The following is a 23,266-nucleotide window of genomic DNA, read 5'->3' as shown; positions in this document are numbered from 1 at the left end:
CTTCCTGTTTCCATGAACGCCCATACCCAGGTACTTACCGTCGCCGGCCCAGTCGGCGCCATCGACGTTTCGGTCGACCTGCCCCAGGCCGGCTTCCCGCGCGGCCTCGCGCTGGTGGCGCACCCGCACCCGCTGTTCGGTGGCACCAAGGACAACAAGGTGGCGCAGACGCTGGCACGCAGTTTCGTGCAGCTTGGCTACGCCACCGTGCGCCCGAACTTCCGCGGCGTCGGCGGCAGCGCCGGCAGCCATGACAACGGCGTGGGCGAGCAGGATGACCTGCTGGCCGTCATCGACTGGATGCGCACCCAGTCCACTTGGTCGCCGGATGCCGCCACGCTGCCGCTGGCGCTGGCCGGCTTCTCGTTTGGCAGCTTCGTGGCCAGCCACGTCGCCCGGCGCCTGGCCGAGGCCGGCACGCCGGTGCAGCGCCTGGCCATGGTGGGCACCGCAGCCAGCCGCTGGGAAGTCGCCCACGTGCCGGCCGATACCATCGTCATCCACGGCGAGCAGGACGACACCGTGCCGCTGGCAAGCGTGTTCGACTGGGCCCGGCCGCAGGAACTGCCGGTGATCGTGATCCCCGGCGCCGACCACTTCTTTCATCGCAAGCTGCACCTGATCAAGCAACTCGTCGTCAATGCGTGGGACCAGTGACGGGGGCGGCGCGCCGCCCCCGCCATGTCACCGGAAGCACTCCCTGCCCCTTTTTTTGTCGGAAACTGAATCATGTTGAATAGAGCCACGCCGCTTTTCGCGTCCGCCAACACGTCCGCCCTGGTCACCGCCGCCATCGTCGGCGCCGCCGTGGTGCTTGCCCCGGCTCCCGTGCGCGCCCAGGGTGTGCCGACGCCGCAGGTGGCGGCCAAGTCCTGGATGCTGTATGACGTCACCAGCGGCCAGGCCCTGGCTTCGCAGAACGCCGATGTGCGCATCGAGCCGGCTTCGCTGACCAAGCTGATGACCGCGTACTTGGCGTTCGCCGCAATCAAGGAAAAGCGTCTCACGATCGACCAGACCGTGGTGCCGACCACGGTCATCCTCAAGGTCAAGAGCGACGAGTCGCGCATGTTCCTGGAAGCCAACAAGCCGGTGAGCGTGCGCGACCTGCTGCTGGGCCTGATCGTGCAATCGGGCAATGACGCGGCGCTGGCGCTGGCCGAAGCGGTCGGCGGCTCGGAGGAAGGCTTCGTGGCGATGATGAATCGCGAAGCGCAGCAACTGGGGATGAAGAACACCCACTTCACCAACACCGACGGCATCCCCGACCCGAACCACTACACCACGGCCATGGACCTGGCCACGCTGACCACGCGGATCATCAAGGACTTCCCCGAGTACTACAGCATGTACGCGCAGAAGGACTTCACCTACAACAAGATCCGCCAGCCCAACCGCAACCGCCTGCTCTACATCGACCCGACGGTCGACGGCGTCAAGACCGGCCATACCAAGTCGGCCGGCTACTGCCTGATCTCGTCGGCCAAGCGTCCGCTGGCCAATGTGCCTAACGGTTCGCGCCGCCTGGTCTCGATCGTGATCGGCACCACCACCGAAGCGGTCCGCACGCAGGAAAGCCTGAAGATCCTGAACTACGGCTTCCAGTTCTTCGACACGCTGCGCCTGTACGACCGCGGCCAGGTGCTGGCTACGCCCGAGATCTACAAGGGCAAGGAATCCACCGTCAAGATCGGCGTCAAGGACGAGACCTACATCACCGTGCCCAAGGGCACGGGCGGGCGCATCAAGCCGGTGCTGGAGCGCCAGGAGCTGCTGCTGGCCCCGATCGCCGCCGGCCAGCAGGTCGGCACGGTCAAGCTGATGGACGGCGCCACCAAGGTGGCCGAGTTCCCGGTGGTGGCGCTGCAAGACGTGCCCGAGGCAGGCTTCTTTGGCCGCCTGTGGGATACCATCCGCTTGTGGTTCAAGCGCAAGTAAGGAGGGCCTTGAAATGAGCGCCGACAATTCCGACCAGGGCAAGCCGGGCGACATCCCGCCGGCCGAGTCGCTGATCGAGTATCCCAGCCATTTCCCCATCAAGGTGATGGGCAGCATGCAGGATGGCTTTGCCGAGGCCATCGTGACGCTGGTGCAGGGGTTCGACCCCGACTTCCACGCCGGCAAGATGGAGATGCGTCCTTCAGCCAAGGGCAACTACCTCGGCCTGACCGTCACGGTATGGGTCACCAGCCGCGAGCAGCTCGACGAGCTGTACCGCGCGCTGACGTCGCACCCGATGGTGAAGGTGGTGCTGTAGGCGGTAGAAAACAGTGTGACGGGCCAGGATTGCACCGGGCTTGCCACCATCCGGCCATGCCCTGCCATGCCTGGCTCCCCTCTCCCGCACGGCGGGGAGGGGTTAGGGGAGAGGGCGGGCGCATCCAATGCCGCCGTGCCGGACAAAACCGTTGGCTCCGCTCGCCGCAGCTCCTGGCTAAGCCACCCCTCTCCCCCTGAGGGGAGAGGGAGTTAAAACAATCAGGCACTTCAAACGGCACTGGCGCATCTGCTCGCCTTCGTTTGGCGTCCAAAATAAAGACCCATGAACACCATCACCCTCAAGCCCGGCAAGGAAAAATCCTTGCTGCGCCGCCACCCCTGGGTCTACGCCACCGGCGTGGATACCGTCGAAGGCCGCTGCGAGTCCGGCAGCACCGTGATCGTGCGCGCCGCCGACGGCCGCTTCCTGGCGCGCGGGGCGTACAGCCCCTCCTCCCAGATTCGCGTGCGGGTGTGGAGCTTCGACGAGAACGAGCCGGTCGATCACGCCATGTTCAAGCGGCGCGTGTCCGCAGCCCTCGCGCATCGCAAGCAGTGGGTGAAAGACAGCGACGCCGTGCGCCTGGTCTTCGGTGAATCCGACCGCCTGCCGGGCCTGATCGTGGACTACTACGGCAGCGGCGCCGACGGCCAGCTGGTGTGCCAGTTCAACGCGGCCGGGGTCGAAGCCTGGAAGGATGCGCTGGTGCAGGCGCTGGTCAAGGAAACCGGCTGCCCCAACGTGTACGAGCGCTCCGACGCCGCCGTGCGCGAGCGCGAAGGCCTGCCGCTGGTGACCGGCGTGCTGGCCGGCGCGGAGCCCGATCCCGAGCTCAACGTGACCGAGCACGGCGTGCGCTACTACGTGGACGTGAAGAGCGGCCACAAGACCGGCTTCTACGTCGACCAGCGCGACAACCGCAAGCTGGTGGGCGATCTGGCCAACGGGCGCGAAGTGCTCAACTGCTTTTGCTACACCGGCGGCTTCTCGCTGGCGGCGCTGCGCGGCGGCGCCACCTCGGTGACCTCGATCGACTCCTCCGGCGAAGCGCTCAAGACCGCCGCGGGCAACGTCACCCTCAACGGCTTCGACCCCGAGCGGGCGACCTGGCTCGACGCCGATGTGTTCAAGTCGCTGCGCCAGTTCCGCGCCGACGGCCGCCAATTCGACCTGATCGTGCTGGACCCGCCCAAGTTCGCGCCCTCGGCCCAGCACATCGACCGTGCCGCGCGCGCGTACAAGGAGATCAACCTGGTCGGCCTGCAGCTGCTGCGCCCGGGCGGCCTTCTGTTCACCTACTCCTGCTCCGGCGCCATCAGCATGGAACTGTTCCAGAAGATCGTGGCGGGCGCGGCGACCGATGCCCGTGCCGACGCGCGCATCCTGCGCCGCCTCTCGGCCGGCACCGATCACCCGATGCTGGCCGCCTTCCCCGAAGGCGAGTACCTCAAGGGCCTGCTGCTGGAAAAGATCTGACAACCAAGGGCATTGGCCGAAGCCGACGAACAGGCCAAAGCCTCGTGCTACGACGACGGCTGTCTTCCTCTCCCACTAGTGGGGAGCAAACCTGCCATATCGCAGGATTGCTGCCGTCATCCCGTCTTCACGCGAGCGTCTTCAGTCCGTCATAAACGCCGCCTATAGTCCGCTGTGCGGATGCGGCATTGGCAGGTGCCCTCCCGCCTCTTCCTATCAGTCTTCGTGGTAGTTGCCCCGCGGCGTAGCGGGGTTTTTTTTTGCCCTGACGGCGGTTACGCCTTTTCCGGGATCGGGTTGCGCAAGCTTACGTTGAGCAGGTTCCACGCGTTGATCGTGACAATGGCAAAGCCAAGCTCGGCGGCCTCTTCATCGGAAAAGTGCGCGCGTAAAGCGGCAAACTCCTCGTCGCTCGCATCGCTGTGCGGCGTGGCGGCGACGATCTCCGCCCAGCGCAATGCGGCGCGCTCGCGCTCGCTGAAGAACGGCGCTTCGCGCCAGCCGGCGACGGCGTTGAGATGGCGCGGATCCACCTCCTGCCGGATCAGGTCGCGCCAGTGCATGTCGATGCAGAAGCCGCAGCCGTTGATCTGCGACACGCGCAGGAAAACCAGGTCGGCAAGCCGCTTGCCGAGCAAGCCGTTCTGGACGGTGGCGGACAGGTCGAGCAATGCCTTGAAGGCCTTGGGGGCAAGCTGGAAGTACGGGAGACGGACGGTGTGGGCCATGGCTGGGCCTTTCGGTGCGAGCTCGTGAAATCTGGCGGTTGAGACAAGACGCGGCAGCCGGCCGTTTTGTGGCAGGGCCGGCGACGAAATGCATTCCGCCATGTTACTTGCAGACGACGCGCGTTCCGGCGTAGATTGGGCTCAAAGGTTGTCCCCGCAGGTTGCCCCGGCAGGTTGCCCCGGCAATAGCGCAGGTAGACAGCCCCTTCTAACGCCCGCCAGCCGAAACTCCCTATAATCGAACGATCGTTCATATCCAGGGCGCCACCGGCGCCCAACCGTGGTCCAGGAGACGCCATGCCCGCCGCCAAACAATTGCCCCAGGTCCTGCAAAACCTGGCGCTGCCCGTGATTTCCTCCCCGATGTTCATCGTCAGCTACCCCGAGCTGGTGCTGGCGCAGTGCAAGGCGGGCATCGTCGGTTCCTTCCCCGCGCTGAACGCGCGCCCTGCCGAGATGCTGGGCGACTGGCTCACGCAGATGGAAGAAGACCTGGCCGCCTTCCGCGCCGCCAACCCGGGCAAGCCGGTCGGCCCGATCGCGGTCAACCAGATCGTGCACAACTCCAATGTGCGCCTGGAGCACGACATCAAGGTCTGCGTGGACCACAAGGTACCCATCTTCATCACCTCGCTGCGCGCGCCGCCCAAGGAGATGATCGACGCGGTGCACAGCTATGGCGGCATCGTGCTGCACGATGTGATCAGCATCCGCCACGCCGAGAAGGCGATCGAGGCCGGCGTGGATGGCCTGATCCTGGTGGCGGCCGGCGCCGGCGGCCATGCCGGCACGCTGTCGCCGTTCGCGCTGGTGGGCGAAGTGCGCAAGATATTCGACGGCGTGATCGCGCTGTCAGGCTCCATCGCCACCGGCGAATCCGTGCTGGCCGCGCAGGCCATGGGCGCGGACTTCGCCTACGTGGGCACCCGCTTCATCGCCTCGCAGGAAGCGCATGCCAGCGAGTCCTACAAGCAGTCGATCACCACCTCCGCCGCGGCCGACATCATCTACACCAACCTGTTTACCGGGGTGCACGGCAACTACATCCGCGAGAGCATCGAAGCCTCGGGGCTGGATCCCGCCAACCTGCCGCAGGCCGACAAGACCAAGATGGACTTCTCCAGCGGCGCCTCCAAGGCCAAGGCATGGAAGGACGTCTGGGGCGCCGGCCAGGGCGTGGGCCAGATCCATGACATCCCCACCGCGGGCGAAATCGTGGCGCGCATGAAGGCCGAGTACAACGACGCGCGCGCCCGTCTGGGGCTCGCGGTCTGAGCGCGTTGCCATCCGCTACGCCCGCGCCTTGCGCAATCCGCAGCCGCCGGCAGCGGGCGCTGCGCGCGCTGTGGGTGGTCCTCGGCGTGCTCAGCCTGGGGCTGGGCACCGTCGGCATCTTCCTGCCGGTGCTGCCGACCACGCCCTTCGTCTTGCTGGCCGCCGCGTGTTTCGCGCGCGGCTCCGAGCGTTTCCATGCGCGGCTGCTGGCGCATCCGCGTTTCGGCCCGCCGGTGCGTGACTGGCAGGCCCACCGCAGCATTCCCCTGCGTGCCAAGCAGCTGGCCATCGGCATGATGTGGCTGTCGATGGGCGCCACCGCGTGGCTGATGCGCGAGCGCTCGCTTGCCTCGCTGACGCTGGTCGCCATCGCGGCAGCCGTCAGCGCATGGCTGCTGTGGCTGCCGACGCGGCCCGCCGGCGGCCATGCGGCCCCGCCCCCTGGCCGCGATCGCACTCAGTCGTAACGCCGCGCGTCCTCGATCACCTTGCCATCCTGCGGCAGTGAACCCGCCGCCACGAAGCGCACCTCGCCGCGCAGGCGCATCACCTCGCGCAGCGATTCGCCGATGGCCTGCGCCAGCCCCGCATCGTCCCGCGTGGCATCGCAGTGCAGGGTCATCACATCGGCGCCCACGCTGCCCGTTACCACCAGGCGCGCCGCGCGCACCTCGGGATGGCGCCGCACCACCTCGCCCACCTGCCCGGGATGCACGAACATGCCCTTGACCTTGGTGGTCTGGTCGGCGCGTCCCAGCCAGCCCTTGAGCCGCTGGTTGGTGCGCCCGCAAGGGCTGGCGCGCTGATCGCAACCGGCAACGAACGCCGACAGGTCGCCCGTGCCGAAGCGGATCAGCGGATAGTCGCCATTGCCCAGCACCGTCACCACCACCTCACCGGTCTCGCCGTCAGGCATCGGTTGCGTGCCGCCCGGCTCGACGATCTCCACCAGCACATTCTCGTCCACCACCCAGCCATCGCCGCCCTGCGTCTCGTAGGCGATCAGGCCCGCGTCGGCGCTGCCGTACATCTGCTGCACGCGGATGCCGCGCTCGGTGAACCAGGCGCGCAGCGAAGGCGGCAATGCCTCGCCTGACACCAGCGCCTTGCTCAGGCCCTGGCAGGGCAAGCCGAGCTCGTCGCCTTTTTCCAGCAGCAGCTTGAGAAAGGATGGCGTGCCGGCGTAGGCCGCCGGCTGCAGGCTCGCCATCGCCTGCACCTGCGATTCGGTCTGCCCCACGCCCGCCGGAAACACGCAGCAGCCAAGCCGATGGGCGCCGGTTTCCATCATCATGCCGGCCGGCGTGAAGTGATAGGAGAAGGTGTTGTAGACCAGGTCGCCCGAGCGGAAGCCCGCCGCGAACATCGCGCGCGCGATCCGCCACCAGTCGGCGCCATGCCCGTCGGGCTCAAAGATCGGGCCGGGCGACTGGAAGATGTGGCGCAGGCCGCCGAGCGGCGTCGCATTCAGCCCGCCCAGCGGCGGCATCGTCTTTTGCCGCGCCGTCAACTCGGACTTGCGCGTTACCGGCAGCGCCGCCAGCGCGGCGCGTGAGTCCAGCGCGCGCGGGTCAACGTCGCGCAGCACCTCCGCAAAATAAGGCGCATGCGCCTTGGCATGCGCAACCTGGCGCGACAACGCGTCCAGCAAAGCCTGCAAGCGGACGGCCGGAGCGCGCGTTTCAAGCGAATCGAAGTATTCAGACATGGTGCGTAGTTCGCGTAAGGGAAGTCGCGTGATGAAACGCGTGAGGCATCGCGTGAGGCATCGCGTGCAACCGAGGGCTCCTGTCAGGCGAGCCAGCGCTTGCGGCGGCGATAACTTTTTACGTCGCGGAAAGAGCTTCGCCCGCCGCCCTCTCCATCATTGGCGGCGACGCCCAGGTAGAACTCCTTCACATCCTCATTCGTGCGCAGCGCCTCTGCGGCGCCATCCATCACCACGCGGCCGTTCTCCAGGATGTAGCCGTAGTCCGCATAGCGCAGCGCCACCATGGTGTTCTGCTCCGCCAGCAGGAAGCTGACCTTCTCGCGCTGGTTCAGGTCGCGCACGATCTCGAAAATTTCTTCCACGATCTGCGGCGCCAGCCCCATCGATGGCTCATCCAGCAGGATCATGCTGGGCTTGGCCATCATGGCCCGGCCGATCGCGCACATCTGCTGCTCGCCGCCGGAGGTGTAGCCCGCCTGCGACTTGCGGCGCGTCTTCAGGCGCGGGAAGTATTCGTAGATGCGCTCCAGCGCATCGCGTGTTTCGCTGCGCGACAGACCGCGCGTATAGGCGCCGGTGAGCAGGTTCTCCTCCAGCGTCAGGTGGGCGAAGCAATGCCGCCCCTCCATCACCTGGATCACGCCGCGCTTGACCAATTCATTGGGCGTCAGCCGGTCGACCCGGTTGCCGCGGTACTCGATCGAGCCCTTGGTGACATCGCCGCGCTCGGCGTGCAGCAGGTTGGAGATGGCCTTGAGCGTGGTGGTCTTGCCCGCGCCGTTGGCGCCCAGCAGCGCCACGATCCGCCCCTCCGGCACGTCGAGCGAAACGCCCTTGAGCACCAGGATGACGTGGTCGTAGATGACTTCGATATTGTTGACGGACAACAGGCTCATGGTGCGGCTCGGTTGGTGGTTCTTAGCCTGCGGGAGCGCCCCGAGGCGTCGCCGCATACTTCTCCCCTCCCCCGCATGCGGGAGAGGGGCGCAAACAATCAGCATCTTGCAACGCCTGCTGATCTCTCTCGCCCGATCAAGACTTCATGCACACAGGCGTGATGCCCTTCTCTTTCGCGAACTGCGCGGCACTCGCCTTGAACAGCGGATGGATCAGGTTCTTGTTGCCTTCGATCCAGTCCGACACCACGACCCACTTGGTGCCGTCCCACTGCTGGATCTTCACCTTGCCCGAGCCTTCATGGTTGTCGCAGCTGGTCTTGATCTCCGGCAGCAGGCCGGTGGCGCCCAGTTGCTGCAGGCGGGCGCTGTTCACGTTCAGGTTCTCGAAGGCCCAGCGCATGTCTTCGCCGCTCATGACCTTGCCCTTGCCGTACTTGGCCTGCGCCACGCGGATCGCTTCCACCGTCACCACGGCCGCGGACACGCCACGGTTATAGAGCACCGAGCCGACCTTGTTGCGGTCCTGCATATTGCCCTTGCCGGCGCCGTAGACCACCTTGTCGATATCGGCGATCAGCGGCACACCCTTGCCCGCCACGTTCCATGTCGCGCTCATATAGCCCTTGGCGGCCTCGCCGGCGGGTACGGTATCTTCTTCCGAACCTGCCCACCACGAGCCGATCATCTTGTCGCGCGCGAAGCCCACCTTTTGCGCGGCCTTGAGCGCGGTCTGGTTCATCACGCCCCAGCCCCAGAAGATCACATAGTCAGGATTCTCCTGGCGGATCTTCAGCCACTGCGCGCCCTGCTCGTTGCCGGGGTGCGCCACCGGGATCTCGACCAGGTTGAACTTGCCGAGCTTGGCTTCGGCTTCCAGCGCCACGATCGGCTCCTTGCCATAGGCGGAGTCGTGGTACAGGTAGACGATCTTCTTGCCGGCCAGCGAGCCGCCGTTCTTGCCCGCCAGGAACTTGACGATGGCCGAGACCTGCATCTGGTAGGTAGTGACCAGCGGGAAGGCATAGGGGAAGACCGAACCGTCGACCGCATCGGTGCGGCCATAGCCCATCATCACCAGCGGCACCTTGTCGGCCGCGGTCTTGTCCACCAGCGCGTAGGAGATGCCGGTCGACATGGTGTGATACGCGGTGCCCTTGCTGGTGGCGCTCTTGCCCTTGAGCCGCTCGTAGCACTCCACGCCCTTGGCGTTGTTGTACTCGGTCTCGCACTCTTCCCACGACAGCTTGACGCCGTTCACGCCACCTTCCTTGAGGTTGACGTAGTTCAGGTAGTCGACGAAGCCGCCATAAAAGGACTGTCCGTTGGCGCCATAAGGACCGACGCGATAGCTAGGCAGCGCGACGAACTGCTCGCCGCTTTGCGCCTGCACCGCCAGCGGCGCCAGCAGCGCGGCCGACGCGCCCACCGCCAGGGCAATGCGCTGCAGATTGCGAATCAGGGTGGTCATGACAGTCTCCTTCACCTTGGCAGGTGTGTTTGTTATGGAATACCCGTTTGTCTTGGTCCGGCCTAAAAAGCGTCGATGCAATGAGATTCAATGGGGGAATGGCCACAGCCGCAGCTTTTCCTTCGCGATCTGCCACAGCCGCGCCAGGCCATGCGGCTCCACCACCAGGAAGAAGATGATCAGCCCGCCGAACACCATCAGCTGGATATGCGACACGGCGGCGTTGGTAAAGGGCAGGTGCAGCAGCGCGGCCAGCGGCGGCAGCGCGATGTCCAGGAAGATCGGCAGCAGCAGGATGAAGGCCGCGCCCAGGAACGAGCCGAGGATGCTGCCCACGCCGCCGATGATGATCATGAACAGCACGCGGAAGGAAAGGTCGAGCGAGAAGCCGTCCGGCTCGACCGAGCCCAGGTAGCAGAATGCATAGAGCGCGCCCGCCACGCCGCAGTAGAACGAGCTGACGGCAAAGGCCAGCAGCTTGGTGCGCATCAGCGGAATGCCGATCACCTCCGCCGCCACGTCCATGTCGCGCACCGACATCCAGGCGCGCCCGGTGGAGGAGCGCACCAGGTTCTTGGCCGCGATGGCCAGCACCGTGACCAGCATCAGTACGAAGAGGTACTTCTTCACCGGCGTATCGATGGCGATGCCAAACAGGTTCAACTGCTGCGCGGTGATCACGCCCGATGAACTGTTGTTGGAGAACCAGGGAAACTTGGTCAGCGCCCACACCACGAAGAACTGCGCGGCCAGCGTCGCCACCGCAAGGTAGAAGCCCTTGATGCGCAGCGACGGCAGGCCGAACGCCACGCCCACCAGCGCCGCCGACAAGCCGGCGAGGATAAAGGTCAGCAGCACCGGCAGGCCTTCGATGCGCAGCTGGAAGTTGTAAGCCGCGTAAGCGCCCACCGCCATGAAGGCCGCCGTGCCCAGCGAAAGCTGGCCCGCGTAGCCCGTGAGGATATTGAGCCCGAGCGCGGCAAGCGCGAAGATCAGGAACGGGATCAGGATGGCCGAGAACCAGTATTCCGAACCCAGCAGCGGAATCGCCACGAAGGCCACCGCCATCAGCACCGCGAAGCCGATGCGGTCCTGGCGGATGGGGAAGATCTGGCTGTCGGCGACGTAGGTGGTCTTGAACTGGCCGGATTCACGGTAGAACATGTTTTCTCTCCTGTGGCGAGGGCCGGTCAGACACGATCGATGTGTTTCTCACCGAACAGCCCTTCGGGCCGCACCAGCAGGAACAACAGCGCAAACACATAGGGGAACCAGCCTTCAATGCCACCGAAGTTGCCGCCGAACGCGGACTGGAACACAGGCGGGATATAGATCTCGGCCAGCTTCTCCGAGGCGCCGATGATCAGCCCGCCGACGATGGCGCCCGGCACCGAGGTAAAGCCGCCCAGGATCAGCACCGGCAGCGCCTTCAATGCGGTCAGTGTCAGCGCAAACTGCACGCCATTGCGCGAGCCCCACAGCATGCCTGCCACCAGCGCGACAAAGCCCGCCACGCCCCACACGATGGCCCAGATATGCTGCAGCGGAATGCCCAGCGACAGCGCCGCCTGGTGATCGTCCGCCACCGCGCGCAATGCGCGGCCCACCTTGGTGTACTGGAAGAACAGCGCCAGCGTGCCCACCAGGATGCCGGCGATGCCCGCCGCTGCGAGGTCGAACTTGGACACCACGATATTGAAGCGCGTCAGGATGGCTTCAATGGGCTCGTCGACGATGCCGAGGTTGATCGGGCGCACTTCATTGCCGAACAGCAGCGGCCCCAGCCCTTCGAGGAAAAACGACAGCCCGATGGTGGCCATGAACAGCGTGATGGGCGGCTGGTTGACCAGCTTGCGCAGCACCAGGCGTTCGGTGCTGATGCCCACCACCACCATCACGCCAAACGCGCCGATCACGGCCGCCCACATCGGCAGGCCCTTGTCCATCAGCCCCACCACCGCCAGCGCGGCAAAGTACACCATCGCGCCCTGCGCGAAGTTGAACACGCCCGATGCCTTGTAGATCAGCACGAACCCCAGCGCCACCAGCGAATACATCAACCCCGACAATAAGCCGCCGATCAGGATTTCAAAGAAGAACGTCATGGCTTTCCTTGTCTCGTTCCGTGCGTTGCGTGCGTTGCGTGTGCATCGGCATCAATGGCCCGCGCCGAGGTAGGCGCGAATCACGTCCGGGTTGGCCTTCACCGCGTCGGGCGTGCCATCGCCGATCTTCTTGCCGTAGTCCAGCACCACCACGCGATCGGAGATATCCATCACCACGCCCATGTCGTGCTCGATCAGCACGATGGTGGTGCCGAACTGGTGGTTCACGTCCAGGATGAAGCGGCACATGTCCTGCTTCTCTTCTACGTTCATGCCCGCCATCGGTTCGTCGAGCAGCAGCATCGAGGGCTCGGCCGCCAGCGCGCGCGCCAGTTCCACGCGCTTTTGCAGGCCGTAGGGCAGGCGCCCTACCGGCGTCTTGCGGATGGCCTGGATCTCGAGGAAATCGATCACCTCCTCGACCTTGCGCCGGTGCTGCATTTCCTCGTTGCGCGCCGGGCCCCACCACAGCGCATTGGCCAGCAGGCCGCTGCGGAACCTGGTGTTGCGCCCGGTCATGATGTTGTCGAGCACGGTCATGCCCTTGAACAACGCGATGTTCTGGAAGGTGCGCGCGATGCCCTGGCGCGCCGCGGCGGTGGGATGCATCCTGCGCCGTTCCTCGCCGCGAAACACGATGCGGCCCTGCTGCGGGTGGTAGACCCCGTTGATCACATTGAGCATCGAGCTCTTGCCCGCGCCGTTGGGCCCGATGATGGCGCGGATCTCATGCTCGCGCACATCGAAGGAGATATCGGTCAGCGCCTTCACGCCGCCGAAAGCCAGCGAGATGTTCTGCAGGTCGAGTATCACGTCCCCGGCCTTGCGCACCTGCGCATGTTCCGCCTGGACCCCGCCGAGCGCCTGCGCTGTTGCCCCTGCCGCCGCGGACGCACCGCTCCACACCGGCTGGTCATCGCCGCCGCGCTCCACGCCTTGCCATGCCATTTGCGTCATCCTCCCGCCCCCGCTCATGCTGCGCGCTTCGCACCGGCAGTGGCCGGCCCGAAGCGCTTTACATCGACCAGCTTCAACGTGGCCGAGACGCTGCCTTCGCGTCCGTCCTCGAACTTCACGCGCGTCTCGATGAACTGCTCCGTCTTGCCGGTGTACAGTGCCTCGATCAGCGACGCGTATTTCTCGGCGATATAGCCACGCCGCACCTTGCGCGTGCGAGTGAGCTCATCGTCGTCCGGATCGAGTTCCTTGTGCAGGATCAGGAAGCGCGAAACCTGCGAACCGGCCAGCATGGCATCGGTGGCAAGGTCCGCATTCACCTGCTCGACGCACTCGCCGATCATGGCGATCACCTCTGGCTGCGCCGCCAGGTCGATGTAGCCCGCATAGGCCAGGTGGCGCCGCTCGGCCCAGTTGCCCACGGCATCGAAATCGATGTTGATGAACGCGCAGACGCTGTCGCGGCCGGTGCCGAACGCCACCGCTTCCTTGATATAGGGAAAGAACTTGAGCTTGTTCTCGATGTACTTGGGCGCGAACATGGCGCCGTCGGACAGCTTGCCCACATCCTTGGCGCGATCGATGATCTTCAGGTGGCCGTCGGCATCGATCACCCCGGCGTCGCCGGTCATGAAGTAGCCTTGGTCGTTGATCGCCTCGCGGGTGGCGTCGTCGCGCTTGTAGTACGCCTTGAGCAAGCCCACGCCACGCACCAGCACCTCGCCGTTCTCGGCAATGCGGATCTCCATGCCCGGCGCGGCAGGCCCGACCGAATCGAACTTGACCTTGCCGTCCGGCTGCAGGCAGACATAGGCGCAGGTTTCGGTCTGGCCGTAGAACTGCTTGAGGTTGACGCCGATGGAACGATAGAAGCGGAACAGGTCCGGGCCGATCGCCTCGCCCGCCGTGTAGCCCACGCGGATGCGGCTCATGCCCAGCACATTGCGCAGCGGCCCGAAGATCAGCACCTCGCCCGCGGCGTAGCGCAGCCGGTCGGCCAGCGGCACCGGGTCGCCATCGAGGATGTCGGTGCCGCAGCGGCGCGCCACGCCCATGGCCCAGTGGAATAGCTTGCGCTTGATCCAGCCCGCGTCTTCCATGCGGATCATCACCTGCGTCAGCAGGTTTTCATAGATGCGCGGCGGCGCGAAGTAGTAGGTTGGGCCAATCTCGCGCAGGTCGGTCATGACCGTCTCGCGCGATTCCGGGCAGTTCACGGTGAATCCCGCCACCATGGCCTGCGCGTACGAGAACAGGTTGTCGCCCACCCATGCCATCGGCAGGTAGGACAGCACATCGTCCTTCGCGGTGAGGCCATCGAACGCGCAGCCGTTGCGCGCCGCGCCGATCAGGCCGCGGTGCGAATGGCACACGCCCTTGGGCTTGCCGGTGGTGCCGGAGGTGTAGAGGATGATGGCGGTGTCGTCGGGCTCGCCGGCGGCAACCGCCGCATCGAAGTAGCCGGGATTGGCACGATCGAATTCGCGGCCGATTTCCTGCAGGCGCTGGTAAGACATCAACGCCGGATGATCGTAGTCGCGCAGCCCGCGCGGGTCTTCATAGATGATGTGGCGCACCTTGCGGCCCTGCGCGGCAAGCTGCTCCTCCACCTCCAGCAGCTTGTCCACCTGCTCCTGGTCCTCCACGATGGCGAAGTCGATCTCGGCGTCGTTCAGCACGTAGATCATCTCGCCGGCGATCGCGTCCTGGTAAAGCGGCACCGGCACGCCGCCCATCGCCTGCGCCGCGCTCATGGCCCAGTACAGGCGCGGCCGGTTGTCGCCGACCACCGCGAGGTTCATTGCGCGGGCAAAGCCCAGCGCAGCCAGGCCGCACGCCAGCGCGCGCATCTCCTGCGCGGTCTGCGCCCAGCTATAGGTTTGCCAGATCCCGAGATCCTTCTCACGGTAAGCCGGGCTTTCCGGCCGCTGCTGCGCATGCGCAAGCAACAAGCGCGGGAAGGTCGTCGCCGACGGTTCCTGCATGGATGTCTCCTGTCACTCCGAAAGCGGGGGTCCGCCACCGGTGCCAAGCCTGCTGCCGCTGGTTATACTTGGCCTGTTTTGCCCGGCGGCGTTTCTGCCGCAACGCAACAAGCCCGCCGCGCCTGTCCTGGCGCGCATTTGCGGTTCGTGGTGATCGTAAGATAGTCCATGCCATTTCCCCCGGTTGTCACGCCGATGACAATTCCGGGTTAATCCCTACGGGAAGGTTCTCCAGGTCATGCTCAACGATTTCGTCGACCGCTGCGTGTGGGCAGCCGACCTCAGTGAAGAACAACGCGACATTGTCCGCCGCGCCATGTGCGTGCGCGAATATAGCCAGGGCGACTATGTCTGCCATAAAGGCGATATGGCGGAGCACTGGATGGGGGTGCTGGAGGGGATCGTCAAGATCACTACGGTATCGCCTTCCGGTAAGTCGGTCACATTCACCGGTGTGCCTACGGGGGGCTGGTTCGGCGAAGGCGCCGTGCTCAAGGCCGAGATCCGCAAGTATGACGTGATGGCGCTGCGGCGCTCGCGCATTGCCTTCCTGCCGCGCGAGACTTTTCAGTGGTTGCTGGATACCAGCTTGCCGTTTACCCGGTTCTTGCTGACGCAGTTCAATGAGCGGCTGGGGCAGTTCATTGCTGCCGTTGAGTATGAGCGGCTGCTCGATATCGATTCACGGGTGGCGCGCGCCGTGTCTTCGCTCTTCAATGAGCATCTGTACCCCGGGCTGGGGAAGACGCTGGAGATTTCGCAGGAGGAGATCGGGCTGCTGGCGGGGATCTCGCGGCAGCGGGCCAACCAGGCGCTGAAGGTGCTGGAGCAGCAGGGGCTGGTGAAGGTGGATTATGGGGTGATTGAGGTGCTGGATCTGGAGGGGTTGAGGCAGTATGGGGAGTGAGGTTTTGGGGTTTTGACTGGAACTGCAAAATCAGCTTGAACTGCTTAACTTCAAGGTCAAAGGCAACTGCAGTTTCACCTCCCCTTCGGGGAGGCGACCTACTTTTTTGTCTTGCCAAAAAAGTAGGCAAAAAAGGCGCGCCGGATGGGGCGACACCCCCTCGGGCCCCATACGGCCTTGGCACACCTTGACGGCTCGCTTCGCATCGCGTTGGGGTGTGTCCCGCCCTTCGGGCGCTTCACACGGCCGCAATTGGTTGATCGGTTGATCTTGCCGCCGGTTGGCTCCCCTCTCCCGCGCAGCGGATGAGGGGTCGGGGGAGAGGGCGGGCGTTCGCCGAGACCGGGATCACACCGGCCCGCACCGCTTGCCGTCTGAAAACAAAAAAGCTAGCAACGGTCACCCGTCGCCAGCCTCCTTCACCCATTCAGGGCCGTGCTTACTTGCTATACACGTACACGCCACGCCCGGTCTTGCGGCCGAGATAGCCAGCCGCCACCATCTCGCGCATCAACATGGCCGGCCGATACTTCGGGTCGGCGAACTCGGTGTACAGCACTTCCATCACGGCCAGCATGGTGTCCAGCCCGATCATGTCCGCCAGCGCCAGCGGCCCGATCGGATGGTTGCAGCCCAGCTTCATGCCTTCGTCGATTTCTTCCGGCGACGCCAGGCCTTCGCCCAGTACGCAGAACGCCTCATTGATCATCGGGCAGAGAATCCGGTTCACCACGAAGCCCGGGTTGTTCTTCACGGTGATCGGGTACTTGCCGAGTGCCTTGGAGAGTTCTTCCACCAGCGCGTGCGTGGTGTCGCTGGTCTGCAGGCCGCGGATCAGTTCCACCAGGGCCATCATCGGCACCGGGTTGAAGAAGTGCATGCCGATGAAGTTGCCCGGGCGGCTGGTAACGGCAGCCAGCTTGGTGATCGAGATCGACGAGGTGTTGGACGCGACGATCACGTCGTCGCCGACGATGCTGTCGATCTGCTTGAGGATCTTGACCTTGAGGTCGAAGTTCTCGGTAGCGGCTTCGATCACGATGTCGGTGGCCTTGAGCGCGTCATAGGACGTGGAGCCCTTGATGCGCGCGAGTGCGGCTTGCTTGTCGGCTTCGCTGATCTTGTCTTTCTTGATCAGGCGATCCAGGCTGCTGCCGACGGTGGCGATGCCCTTGTTCACCGCTGCGTCGCTGATGTCCACCATCACCACGTCCAGGCCCACCACGGCGCACGCTTGCGCGATGCCGTTGCCCATGGTGCCGGCGCCTACGATGCCCACTGTCCTGATTCCCATCTTGTCTTCCTTGTTGCTGGTTGCTTGATTCTGGTGCGGTGTGTTGGTCAGGCTTCGCGCAGCGCGGCGATGATGCGCTCGGCGTGCTGGCTGAGGATCTCCGGATCCTGCATGTCGGTGCCGTGGCCGCGCAGGGTGCGCTCGGCGTAGCGCGGCACGATGTGGAAATGCACGTGCGGCACGGTCTGGCCGGCGGCGGCGCCGTTGAACTGGCCGATCGAGATGCCGTCCGGCGAGAAGGCGGCGCGCACCGCGCTAGCGACGCGCTTGGTGGTGCGGATGGCGGCTTCGGCACCGGCGTCGGACAGGTCGAACAGCTCGACGGCGGGTTCCTTGGTCACGACCAGGACGTGGCCATCCGACTGCGGCATGATGTCCATGAAGGCGACGGTGTCGGCGTCTTCATACACCTTGTTGCAAGGCAATTCGCCACGCAGGATGCGGGCGAAGATATTGTTGGGATCGTACACGGTACTCCTGATTGGTCTTGGTCTTGATCTTCGCTGGCAGCAAGGGAGGCGGCTGGCGCAAACAACAAGTTTAACGCAGGGGCCTCGCGCCAGACAGCCCCTGGCGGACGCATCACATATTGCGGCGGTACTGGCCTCCTACCTCGAACAGGGCATGCGTGACCTGCCCGAGCGAGCACACGCGCACCGCATCCATCAGCACCGCGAACACATTGTCGTTGTCGATCACGGCCTGGCGCAGCCGCTGCAGCATGGCCGGCGCGGCGTCCGCATGGCGGGCGTGGAAATCCGCCAGCCGCGCAAGTTGCCCCTGCTTCTCCTCTTCGCTGGAACGCGCCAGCTCGAGCGATTGCGGCGTTGGGTCGCCGTTGGGATTGCGGAAGGTATTGACGCCGATGATGGGCAGCGTGCCATCGTGCTTGCGCTGCTCGTAGTACAGCGACTCTTCCTGGATCTTGCCGCGCTGGTAGCCCGTCTCCATCGCGCCGAGCACGCCGCCACGCTCGGCGATGCGCTCGAACTCCTGCATCACCGCCTCTTCCACGAGGTCGGTCAGCTCGTCGATCAGGAAGCTGCCCTGGTTGGGGTTCTCGCACTTGGCCACGCCCCACTCGCGGTTGATGATGAGCTGGATCGCCAGCGCGCGGCGCACCGATTCGCCGGTGGGCGTGGTGATGGCTTCGTCGTAGGCGTTGGTGTGCAGCGAATTGCAGTTGTCGTAAATGGCGATCAGCGCCTGCAGCGTGGTGCGGATGTCGTTGAAATCGATCTCCTGCGCGTGCAGCGAGCGGCCGGAAGTCTGGACGTGGTACTTGAGCTTCTGGCTGCGCTCGTTGGCGCCGTATTTGTCGCGCAGCGTCACCGCCCAGATGCGGCGCGCCACGCGGCCTAGCACGCTGTACTCCGGGTCCATGCCGTTGGAGAAGAAGAACGACAGGTTGGGCGCGAAGTCGTCGATATGCATGCCGCGCGCCAGGTATGCCTCCACATAGGTGAAGCCGTTGGACAACGTGAATGCCAGCTGCGAGATCGGGTTGGCTCCGGCCTCCGCGATGTGATAACCGGAGATCGACACCGAGTAGAAATTGCGCACCTGGTGATGGACAAAGTACGCCTGGATATCGCCCATCACCTTGAGCGAGAACTCGGTGGAGAAGATGCAGGTGTTCTGGCCCTGGTCCTCCTTGAGGATGTCGGCCTGCACCGTGCCGCGCACATTCTGCAGCACCCACGCGCGGATCTTGGCTTCCTCGTCGGCGGTGGGCTCGCGGTTGTTGTCGGCGCGGAACTTGTCGAGCTGCTGGTCGATGGCGGTGTTCATGAACATCGCCAGGATGGTGGGCGCGGGCCCGTTGATGGTCATCGACACCGAGGTCGACGGGCTGGTGAGATCAAAGCCGTCGTACAGCACCTTCATGTCGTCCAGCGTGGCGATCGACACGCCCGAATTGCCGACCTTGCCGTAGATGTCCGGGCGCGTGTGCGGATCCTCGCCGTACAGCGTGACCGAGTCGAAGGCGGTGGACAGGCGCTTGGCATCCATGCCTTCGGAGACCAGCTTGAAGCGGCGATTGGTGCGAAAGGCATCGCCCTCGCCGGCGAACATGCGCGTGGGGTCTTCGTTCTCGCGCTTGAAGGCAAAGACGCCGGCGGTGTACGGGAAGCTGCCAGGCACGTTCTCGCGCATCAGCCACTTGAGCACTTCGCCCTCGTCCTCGAAGCGCGGCAGCACCACCTTGCGCACCGTGGTGCCGGACATGGTGGTGGTGGTGAGCGTGGTGCGGATTTCCTTGTCGCGGATCTTCACCACGTATTCGTCGCCGCTGTAGGCCTTGCGCATCTCCGGCCACATTGCCAGCAGCTTGCGCTCCTGCGCGCCAAGCGCGGCGTCGCGTTCGGTGGCGAGTGCCTGCAGCGCCTCGCCCTGGCCTTCCTGCCCGGAGGCGGCCAGCAGCATGCGCCGGGCCTCGCGCAGTTGCTGGCGCTCGCGCGCCAGCCGGCTCTGCGTTTCCACGCGGCGATGATAAGTGCGTACCGTGTCGGCAATCTCGGCCAGGTAGCGGTTGCGCGCCGGCGGCACGATCACGTTCTGGCCGGTGGAGATGCGCCCGTTCAGCTGCGGCAGCACGCCCCCCGGCGCATGCATGCCGCGCGCGCATAGCGCTTCGCGCAAGCCCTGGTAGAGCATCGTCACGCCGTCGTCGTTGAAGCGCGAGGCCTGGGTGCCGTACACCGGCATCTCCTCGGGCTTGGCGTGCCACTGCTCGCGGTTGCGCTGCACCTGCTTGGCCACGTCGCGCCAGGCGTCCTGCGCGCCCTTGCGGTCGAACTTGTTGATGGCGACGAAATCCGCGAAGTCCAGCATGTCGATTTTCTCGAGCTGGCTGGCGGCGCCGAACTCGGGCGTCATCACATAGAGCGACAAATCCACGTGCGGCACGATGGCGGCATCGCCCTGGCCGATGCCCGAAGTCTCCACCAGGATCAGGTCGAAGCCGCCCACCTTGCAGGCCGCCAGCACATCGGGCAACGCCTGTGAGATCTCGGAGCCGGCTTCGCGCGTGGCCATCGAGCGCATGAAGATGTTCGGATGGTTGATCGCGTTCATGCGGATGCGGTCGCCCAGCAGCGCGCCGCCGGACTTGCGGCGCGACGGGTCGATCGAGATCACCGCGATGGACAACGCATCGCGCTGGTCCAGCCGGATGCGGCGGATCAGCTCATCGGTCAGCGAGGACTTGCCCGCGCCGCCGGTGCCGGTGATGCCGAGCACGGGCGTCTTCATCTTGGCGGCCTCGGCGCGCAGTGCGTCAGCCAGCGCGGGAGCCGCCTTGCCGTTTTCCAGCGCCGTGATCAGTTGCGCGAGCGCGCGGCGGTCGCCGCCCTTCATCGCGTCGAGCGTGGTGGGCGCATAGCGCGCCAGGTCGATATCGCAGCGCTGCACCATGTCGGCGATCATGCCCGCCAGGCCCAGGCGCTGGCCGTCTTCCGGGCTGAAGATCCGCGCCACGCCGTAGGCCTGCAACTCGCGGATCTCGTCCGGCACGATCACGCCGCCACCGCCGCCGAAGAGCTGGATATGTTCGCCGCCGCGCTGGCGCAGCAGGTCGACCATGTATTTGAAGTACTCGACGTGGCCCCCCTGGTAGCTGGAGATGGCAATGCCCTGCACGTCTTCCTGCAAGGCCGCGCTGATCACCTCTTCCACCGAGCGGTTATGCCCGAGATGGATCACCTCGCAGCCAGAGGACTGCAGGATGCGCCGCATGATGTTGATGGAAGCGTCATGGCCGTCGAACAGCGAGGCCGCGGTGACGAAGCGCACCTTGTTGATGGGCCCTTTCGGTCCCTGCGCCTGATGGGGAGCGCTGGGTTGAGCGCCCTTCTGCACATCGGAAAGATCGGTCATTTGTCTCCACCATGTTCGGTGTTCCGGCTGATCGCATGACGTCCATGGCTGCCGCTCTGGAGGCGGCTCGGATCGAACAGGCGAGCGGTCTGGCTGACGCTGGCGCAGCAGCTTGATTATATGACGTTTACGTTAACGGCAATCAAGCCACGGCGGCGCGGCCAGCCATGGGGAACATCCTCGCATAGTTGGCGGGACGATGTGGAGGGACTTGTTGAGGCGTCGAGGAAGACCAAGGCCGCGAGACGGCGTGCGAGAGCGCGCAAGACCGGACACTTGGCCACGCTTGCACCAGTACGGATGGCGCGGGATTTCCGGGCACGGGGCGAAACCAGCGTGCCCGGATGCTGGCCGGCAGCGCGGACACGCTCCGCGCCGGCCGGCTTGCGTCAGCTCAAAGACCGGGTTCCGGGCACTGGCCGGCACCGCCGGCAGGGCGCTCGCCGAAGCGGCGCTTCAGCGCACCCGCCAGCCCACCCAGCCAGCGCCACGACAGCGGTGCCGGCGTCTGGGCGAGCGTGAAGCGCGCGCCATCGCTTTCGCCGGACAGCCACACCCTGGCGCCGGCCGGCAGCGCAAAGACCGCTCCCGGCAGCAGCCAGATATCCGCAAGGTGGCCTTCCACCGTCAGCCACAGGCGGCCTTCGACCGCCTTCACGCTCTGCCCTTCGCGGGCGCGCCAGCTCACCGGCCGGCCGGGTTCATCCAGTTCGAAGATCCTTAGTTCGCGCATTTCGCCACTCCTGTCAGCATTGCGGTGATGTCTCTCGTACCCACTGGCCCAGCCAGTGCAGGCACGCCTCCGCATGCCTTCCATTATTCACAGCGCCAACTACAATCCCATGAACAGTTGCGAACAGTTTGACATGAACTGTTCAGTAGTTTTTCCTGACACTTTGCCTGCGCCTGCGCGATGAAACTGACTCTCGTTCCCGCCACCGGCGTGCCCCTGACCGACCAGATCGTCAACGAGGTCAAGACCTGGATCAGCTCGCGCGAGGTGCGCCCCGGCGCCCGCCTGCCGTCGATCCGCCAGCTCGCGGCGGAGCATGGCATCAGCCGTTTCCCGGTAATCGAGGCCTATGACCGGCTGGTGTCGCAGGGCCTGCTGGATTCCCGCCACGGCTCGGGCTTCTTCGTCGCGGACAGCCCGCTGCTGGCGCGCGCCGCCAACGGCTGGTCGGACCCACGGCTGGCGGAGGACCTGTCCGACCATATCCTGGAACAGTTCAACCATCCCAGCGCCACGCTCAAGCTGGCGGGCGGCTTCGTGCCAGAGACCTGGCGCGACGTCGAAGGGCTGACCCAGGCGATCCGCCAGGTCTCGCGCAACGACATCCTCAGCGTGATCCACTACGCCACGCCAATGGGCAGCCCGGAGCTGCGCCAGCATGTGCTGACGCGCGTGCGGCAGCTCGGCGTCGCAGCTGAGCTGCCGCAGGTGCTGATCACCACGGGCGCCAGCCAGGCGCTGGACCTGGTGGTGCGGCGCCTGCTCAAGCCGGGCGATACGGTGTTCGTGGAGGATCCCGGCTACTACAACCTGTTCGGCCTGCTGCGCTTGCACGGCGTACGCCTGGTGGGCGTGCCGCAAACCCGCAACGGCCCCGACCCGGACGCCGCCGAGGCGCTGCTGCGCGAGCACAAGCCCAAGCTGTTCTTCACCAACAGCGTGCTGCAGAACCCCACCGGCGCGACCCTGTCGCCGCCCGTGGCGTTCCGCCTGCTGGAGCTGGCGCGCCGTCACGGCTTCCGCTTTGTCGAGGACGATATCTTCTCGGACTTCCAGACCAACTTCACGGACCGGCTGGCCACGCTCGACCAGCTCGAGCATGTGATCTATATCGGCGGCTTCTCAAAGACGGTGTCGGCCTCGCTGCGGATCGGCTACCTGGTGGCCGACAAGGCGCTGATCAAGGAACTGGTGGATGTGAAAGTGCTGACTAGCGTGGCGGGCTCGCATTTCGCGGAAGCCGTGACGGCGGCGCTGCTGGAGCGCGGCGCCTATCGCAAGTACATGGAGCGGCTGCGCCTGCGCGTGCGCCAGGCCACCGCGAGCGCGGTGCGGCGCCTGGGCGACGCCGGCTGGGAGGTGTATTGCGAGCCGGCGGGCGGCAATTTCCTGTGGGCTCGCACGCACGGGATCGAGGATTCGCGCGCGCTGGTCACGCTGGCCGAGCAGCATGGAGTGACGCTGGCGCCAGGCAATTACTTCCGGCCGGGCGGCGAGACCTCGGCCTGGATCCGCGTCAACTCCGCCTATGTCGAGGAGCCGCGCGCGCTGGCCTTCCTGCAGGAGGCCGGCGCGCGCGAACGGTGACT

General features: G+C 65.4%; 20 protein-coding genes. 8 read left to right on the top strand and 12 right to left on the bottom strand.

Annotation, left to right across the window (positions count from 1 at the left end):
- Window positions 1–12: 12 nt before the first annotated feature.
- From ACGLHR_RS01190 to ACGLHR_RS01175, 4 genes are all read left to right on the top strand, one after another.
- A complete protein-coding gene (locus ACGLHR_RS01190; RefSeq protein ID WP_267605321.1) occupies window positions 13–657 on the top strand; it encodes an alpha/beta hydrolase in 645 nt (214 codons plus the stop codon).
- A gap of 72 nt (window positions 658–729) precedes the next feature.
- Window positions 730–1,938 (top strand): D-alanyl-D-alanine carboxypeptidase family protein, encoded by a 1,209-nt coding sequence (locus ACGLHR_RS01185; RefSeq protein ID WP_400091408.1) that lies wholly within the window; start codon window positions 730–732, stop codon window positions 1,936–1,938.
- A gap of 13 nt (window positions 1,939–1,951) precedes the next feature.
- A complete protein-coding gene (locus ACGLHR_RS01180; RefSeq protein WP_183032022.1) occupies window positions 1,952–2,257 on the top strand; it encodes a YbeD family protein in 306 nt (101 codons plus the stop codon).
- A gap of 285 nt (window positions 2,258–2,542) precedes the next feature.
- Window positions 2,543–3,736, top strand: coding sequence for a class I SAM-dependent rRNA methyltransferase (locus tag ACGLHR_RS01175; protein WP_318238627.1), 1,194 nt, complete (start codon window positions 2,543–2,545; stop codon window positions 3,734–3,736).
- A gap of 275 nt (window positions 3,737–4,011) precedes the next feature.
- Here the strand turns inward: ACGLHR_RS01175 and ACGLHR_RS01170 are convergent, their stop codons facing one another.
- Entirely contained in the window at window positions 4,012–4,464 is a 453-nt protein-coding gene (locus ACGLHR_RS01170) for a carboxymuconolactone decarboxylase family protein (protein WP_400091406.1), read from the bottom strand.
- Window positions 4,465–4,761: 297 nt separating this feature from the next.
- Between ACGLHR_RS01170 and ACGLHR_RS01165 the strand changes: the two genes are divergently transcribed.
- Entirely contained in the window at window positions 4,762–5,739 is a 978-nt protein-coding gene (locus ACGLHR_RS01165) for a nitronate monooxygenase family protein (RefSeq protein ID WP_318238625.1), read from the top strand.
- Between the two features lie 5 nt (window positions 5,740–5,744).
- Window positions 5,745–6,206 carry a YbaN family protein gene (locus ACGLHR_RS01160; protein WP_400091404.1) on the top strand — a complete coding sequence of 154 codons (462 nt, stop codon included), beginning with the start codon at window positions 5,745–5,747 and terminating at the stop codon, window positions 6,204–6,206.
- On the opposite strand, the gene ACGLHR_RS01155 is transcribed toward ACGLHR_RS01160, so the two are convergent.
- The 7 genes from ACGLHR_RS01155 to ACGLHR_RS01125 all read right to left on the bottom strand — a co-directional run bounded on the left by ACGLHR_RS01155 (window position 6,197) and on the right by ACGLHR_RS01125 (window position 14,864).
- Window positions 6,197–7,447: a phenylacetate--CoA ligase family protein gene (locus tag ACGLHR_RS01155; protein WP_400091403.1), complete on the bottom strand. Its 1,251-nt coding sequence runs from the start codon at window positions 7,445–7,447 to the stop codon at window positions 6,197–6,199. The two genes, ACGLHR_RS01160 and ACGLHR_RS01155, sit on opposite strands and share 10 nt — an antisense overlap.
- Before the next feature lie 83 nt (window positions 7,448–7,530).
- Window positions 7,531–8,346, bottom strand: coding sequence for an ABC transporter ATP-binding protein (locus tag ACGLHR_RS01150; RefSeq protein ID WP_045236120.1), 816 nt, complete (start codon window positions 8,344–8,346; stop codon window positions 7,531–7,533).
- Between the two features lie 136 nt (window positions 8,347–8,482).
- On the bottom strand, window positions 8,483–9,817 hold the full coding sequence (locus ACGLHR_RS01145) for an ABC transporter substrate-binding protein (RefSeq protein ID WP_400091401.1): 1,335 nt from the start codon (window positions 9,815–9,817) through the stop codon (window positions 8,483–8,485).
- Window positions 9,818–9,904: 87 nt separating this feature from the next.
- Window positions 9,905–10,981: a branched-chain amino acid ABC transporter permease gene (locus ACGLHR_RS01140; protein WP_400091400.1), complete on the bottom strand. Its 1,077-nt coding sequence runs from the start codon at window positions 10,979–10,981 to the stop codon at window positions 9,905–9,907.
- A gap of 26 nt (window positions 10,982–11,007) precedes the next feature.
- Complete coding sequence (locus tag ACGLHR_RS01135; protein ID WP_006160142.1) at window positions 11,008–11,922, bottom strand: branched-chain amino acid ABC transporter permease; 915 nt, start codon at window positions 11,920–11,922, stop codon at window positions 11,008–11,010.
- A 51-nt stretch (window positions 11,923–11,973) separates the two neighbouring features.
- Complete coding sequence (locus ACGLHR_RS01130) at window positions 11,974–12,879, bottom strand: ABC transporter ATP-binding protein (protein WP_400091399.1); 906 nt, start codon at window positions 12,877–12,879, stop codon at window positions 11,974–11,976.
- A gap of 14 nt (window positions 12,880–12,893) precedes the next feature.
- Window positions 12,894–14,864: an AMP-dependent synthetase/ligase gene (locus tag ACGLHR_RS01125; RefSeq protein ID WP_400091398.1), complete on the bottom strand. Its 1,971-nt coding sequence runs from the start codon at window positions 14,862–14,864 to the stop codon at window positions 12,894–12,896.
- A 238-nt stretch (window positions 14,865–15,102) separates the two neighbouring features.
- On the opposite strand from ACGLHR_RS01125, the gene ACGLHR_RS01120 reads away from it, so the two are divergent.
- A complete protein-coding gene (locus tag ACGLHR_RS01120) occupies window positions 15,103–15,771 on the top strand; it encodes a Crp/Fnr family transcriptional regulator (protein WP_267605311.1) in 669 nt (222 codons plus the stop codon).
- Window positions 15,772–16,210: 439 nt separating this feature from the next.
- On the opposite strand, the gene ACGLHR_RS01115 is transcribed toward ACGLHR_RS01120, so the two are convergent.
- From ACGLHR_RS01115 to ACGLHR_RS01100, 4 genes are all read right to left on the bottom strand, one after another.
- Window positions 16,211–17,065 (bottom strand): 3-hydroxybutyryl-CoA dehydrogenase, encoded by an 855-nt coding sequence (locus tag ACGLHR_RS01115; RefSeq protein WP_267605310.1) that lies wholly within the window; start codon window positions 17,063–17,065, stop codon window positions 16,211–16,213.
- 47 nt (window positions 17,066–17,112) lie between these two features.
- On the bottom strand, window positions 17,113–17,547 hold the full coding sequence (locus ACGLHR_RS01110; RefSeq protein ID WP_400091486.1) for an HIT family protein: 435 nt from the start codon (window positions 17,545–17,547) through the stop codon (window positions 17,113–17,115).
- 100 nt (window positions 17,548–17,647) lie between these two features.
- Window positions 17,648–20,944, bottom strand: coding sequence for a fused isobutyryl-CoA mutase/GTPase IcmF (gene icmF / locus ACGLHR_RS01105; RefSeq protein WP_400091397.1), 3,297 nt, complete (start codon window positions 20,942–20,944; stop codon window positions 17,648–17,650).
- A 394-nt stretch (window positions 20,945–21,338) separates the two neighbouring features.
- Window positions 21,339–21,677, bottom strand: a complete 339-nt coding sequence (locus ACGLHR_RS01100) for a DUF2917 domain-containing protein (RefSeq protein WP_400091396.1) — start codon at window positions 21,675–21,677, stop codon at window positions 21,339–21,341.
- A 180-nt stretch (window positions 21,678–21,857) separates the two neighbouring features.
- Between ACGLHR_RS01100 and ACGLHR_RS01095 the strand changes: the two genes are divergently transcribed.
- On the top strand, window positions 21,858–23,264 hold the full coding sequence (locus ACGLHR_RS01095) for a PLP-dependent aminotransferase family protein (protein ID WP_400091395.1): 1,407 nt from the start codon (window positions 21,858–21,860) through the stop codon (window positions 23,262–23,264).
- Window positions 23,265–23,266 lie beyond the last annotated feature (2 nt).

The sequence above is a fragment of the Cupriavidus sp. CuC1 genome (assembly GCF_044627735.1).
Classification (GTDB): domain Bacteria; phylum Pseudomonadota; class Gammaproteobacteria; order Burkholderiales; family Burkholderiaceae; genus Cupriavidus; species Cupriavidus ulmosensis.
This window is presented reverse-complemented; position numbering and strand designations above follow the sequence as displayed.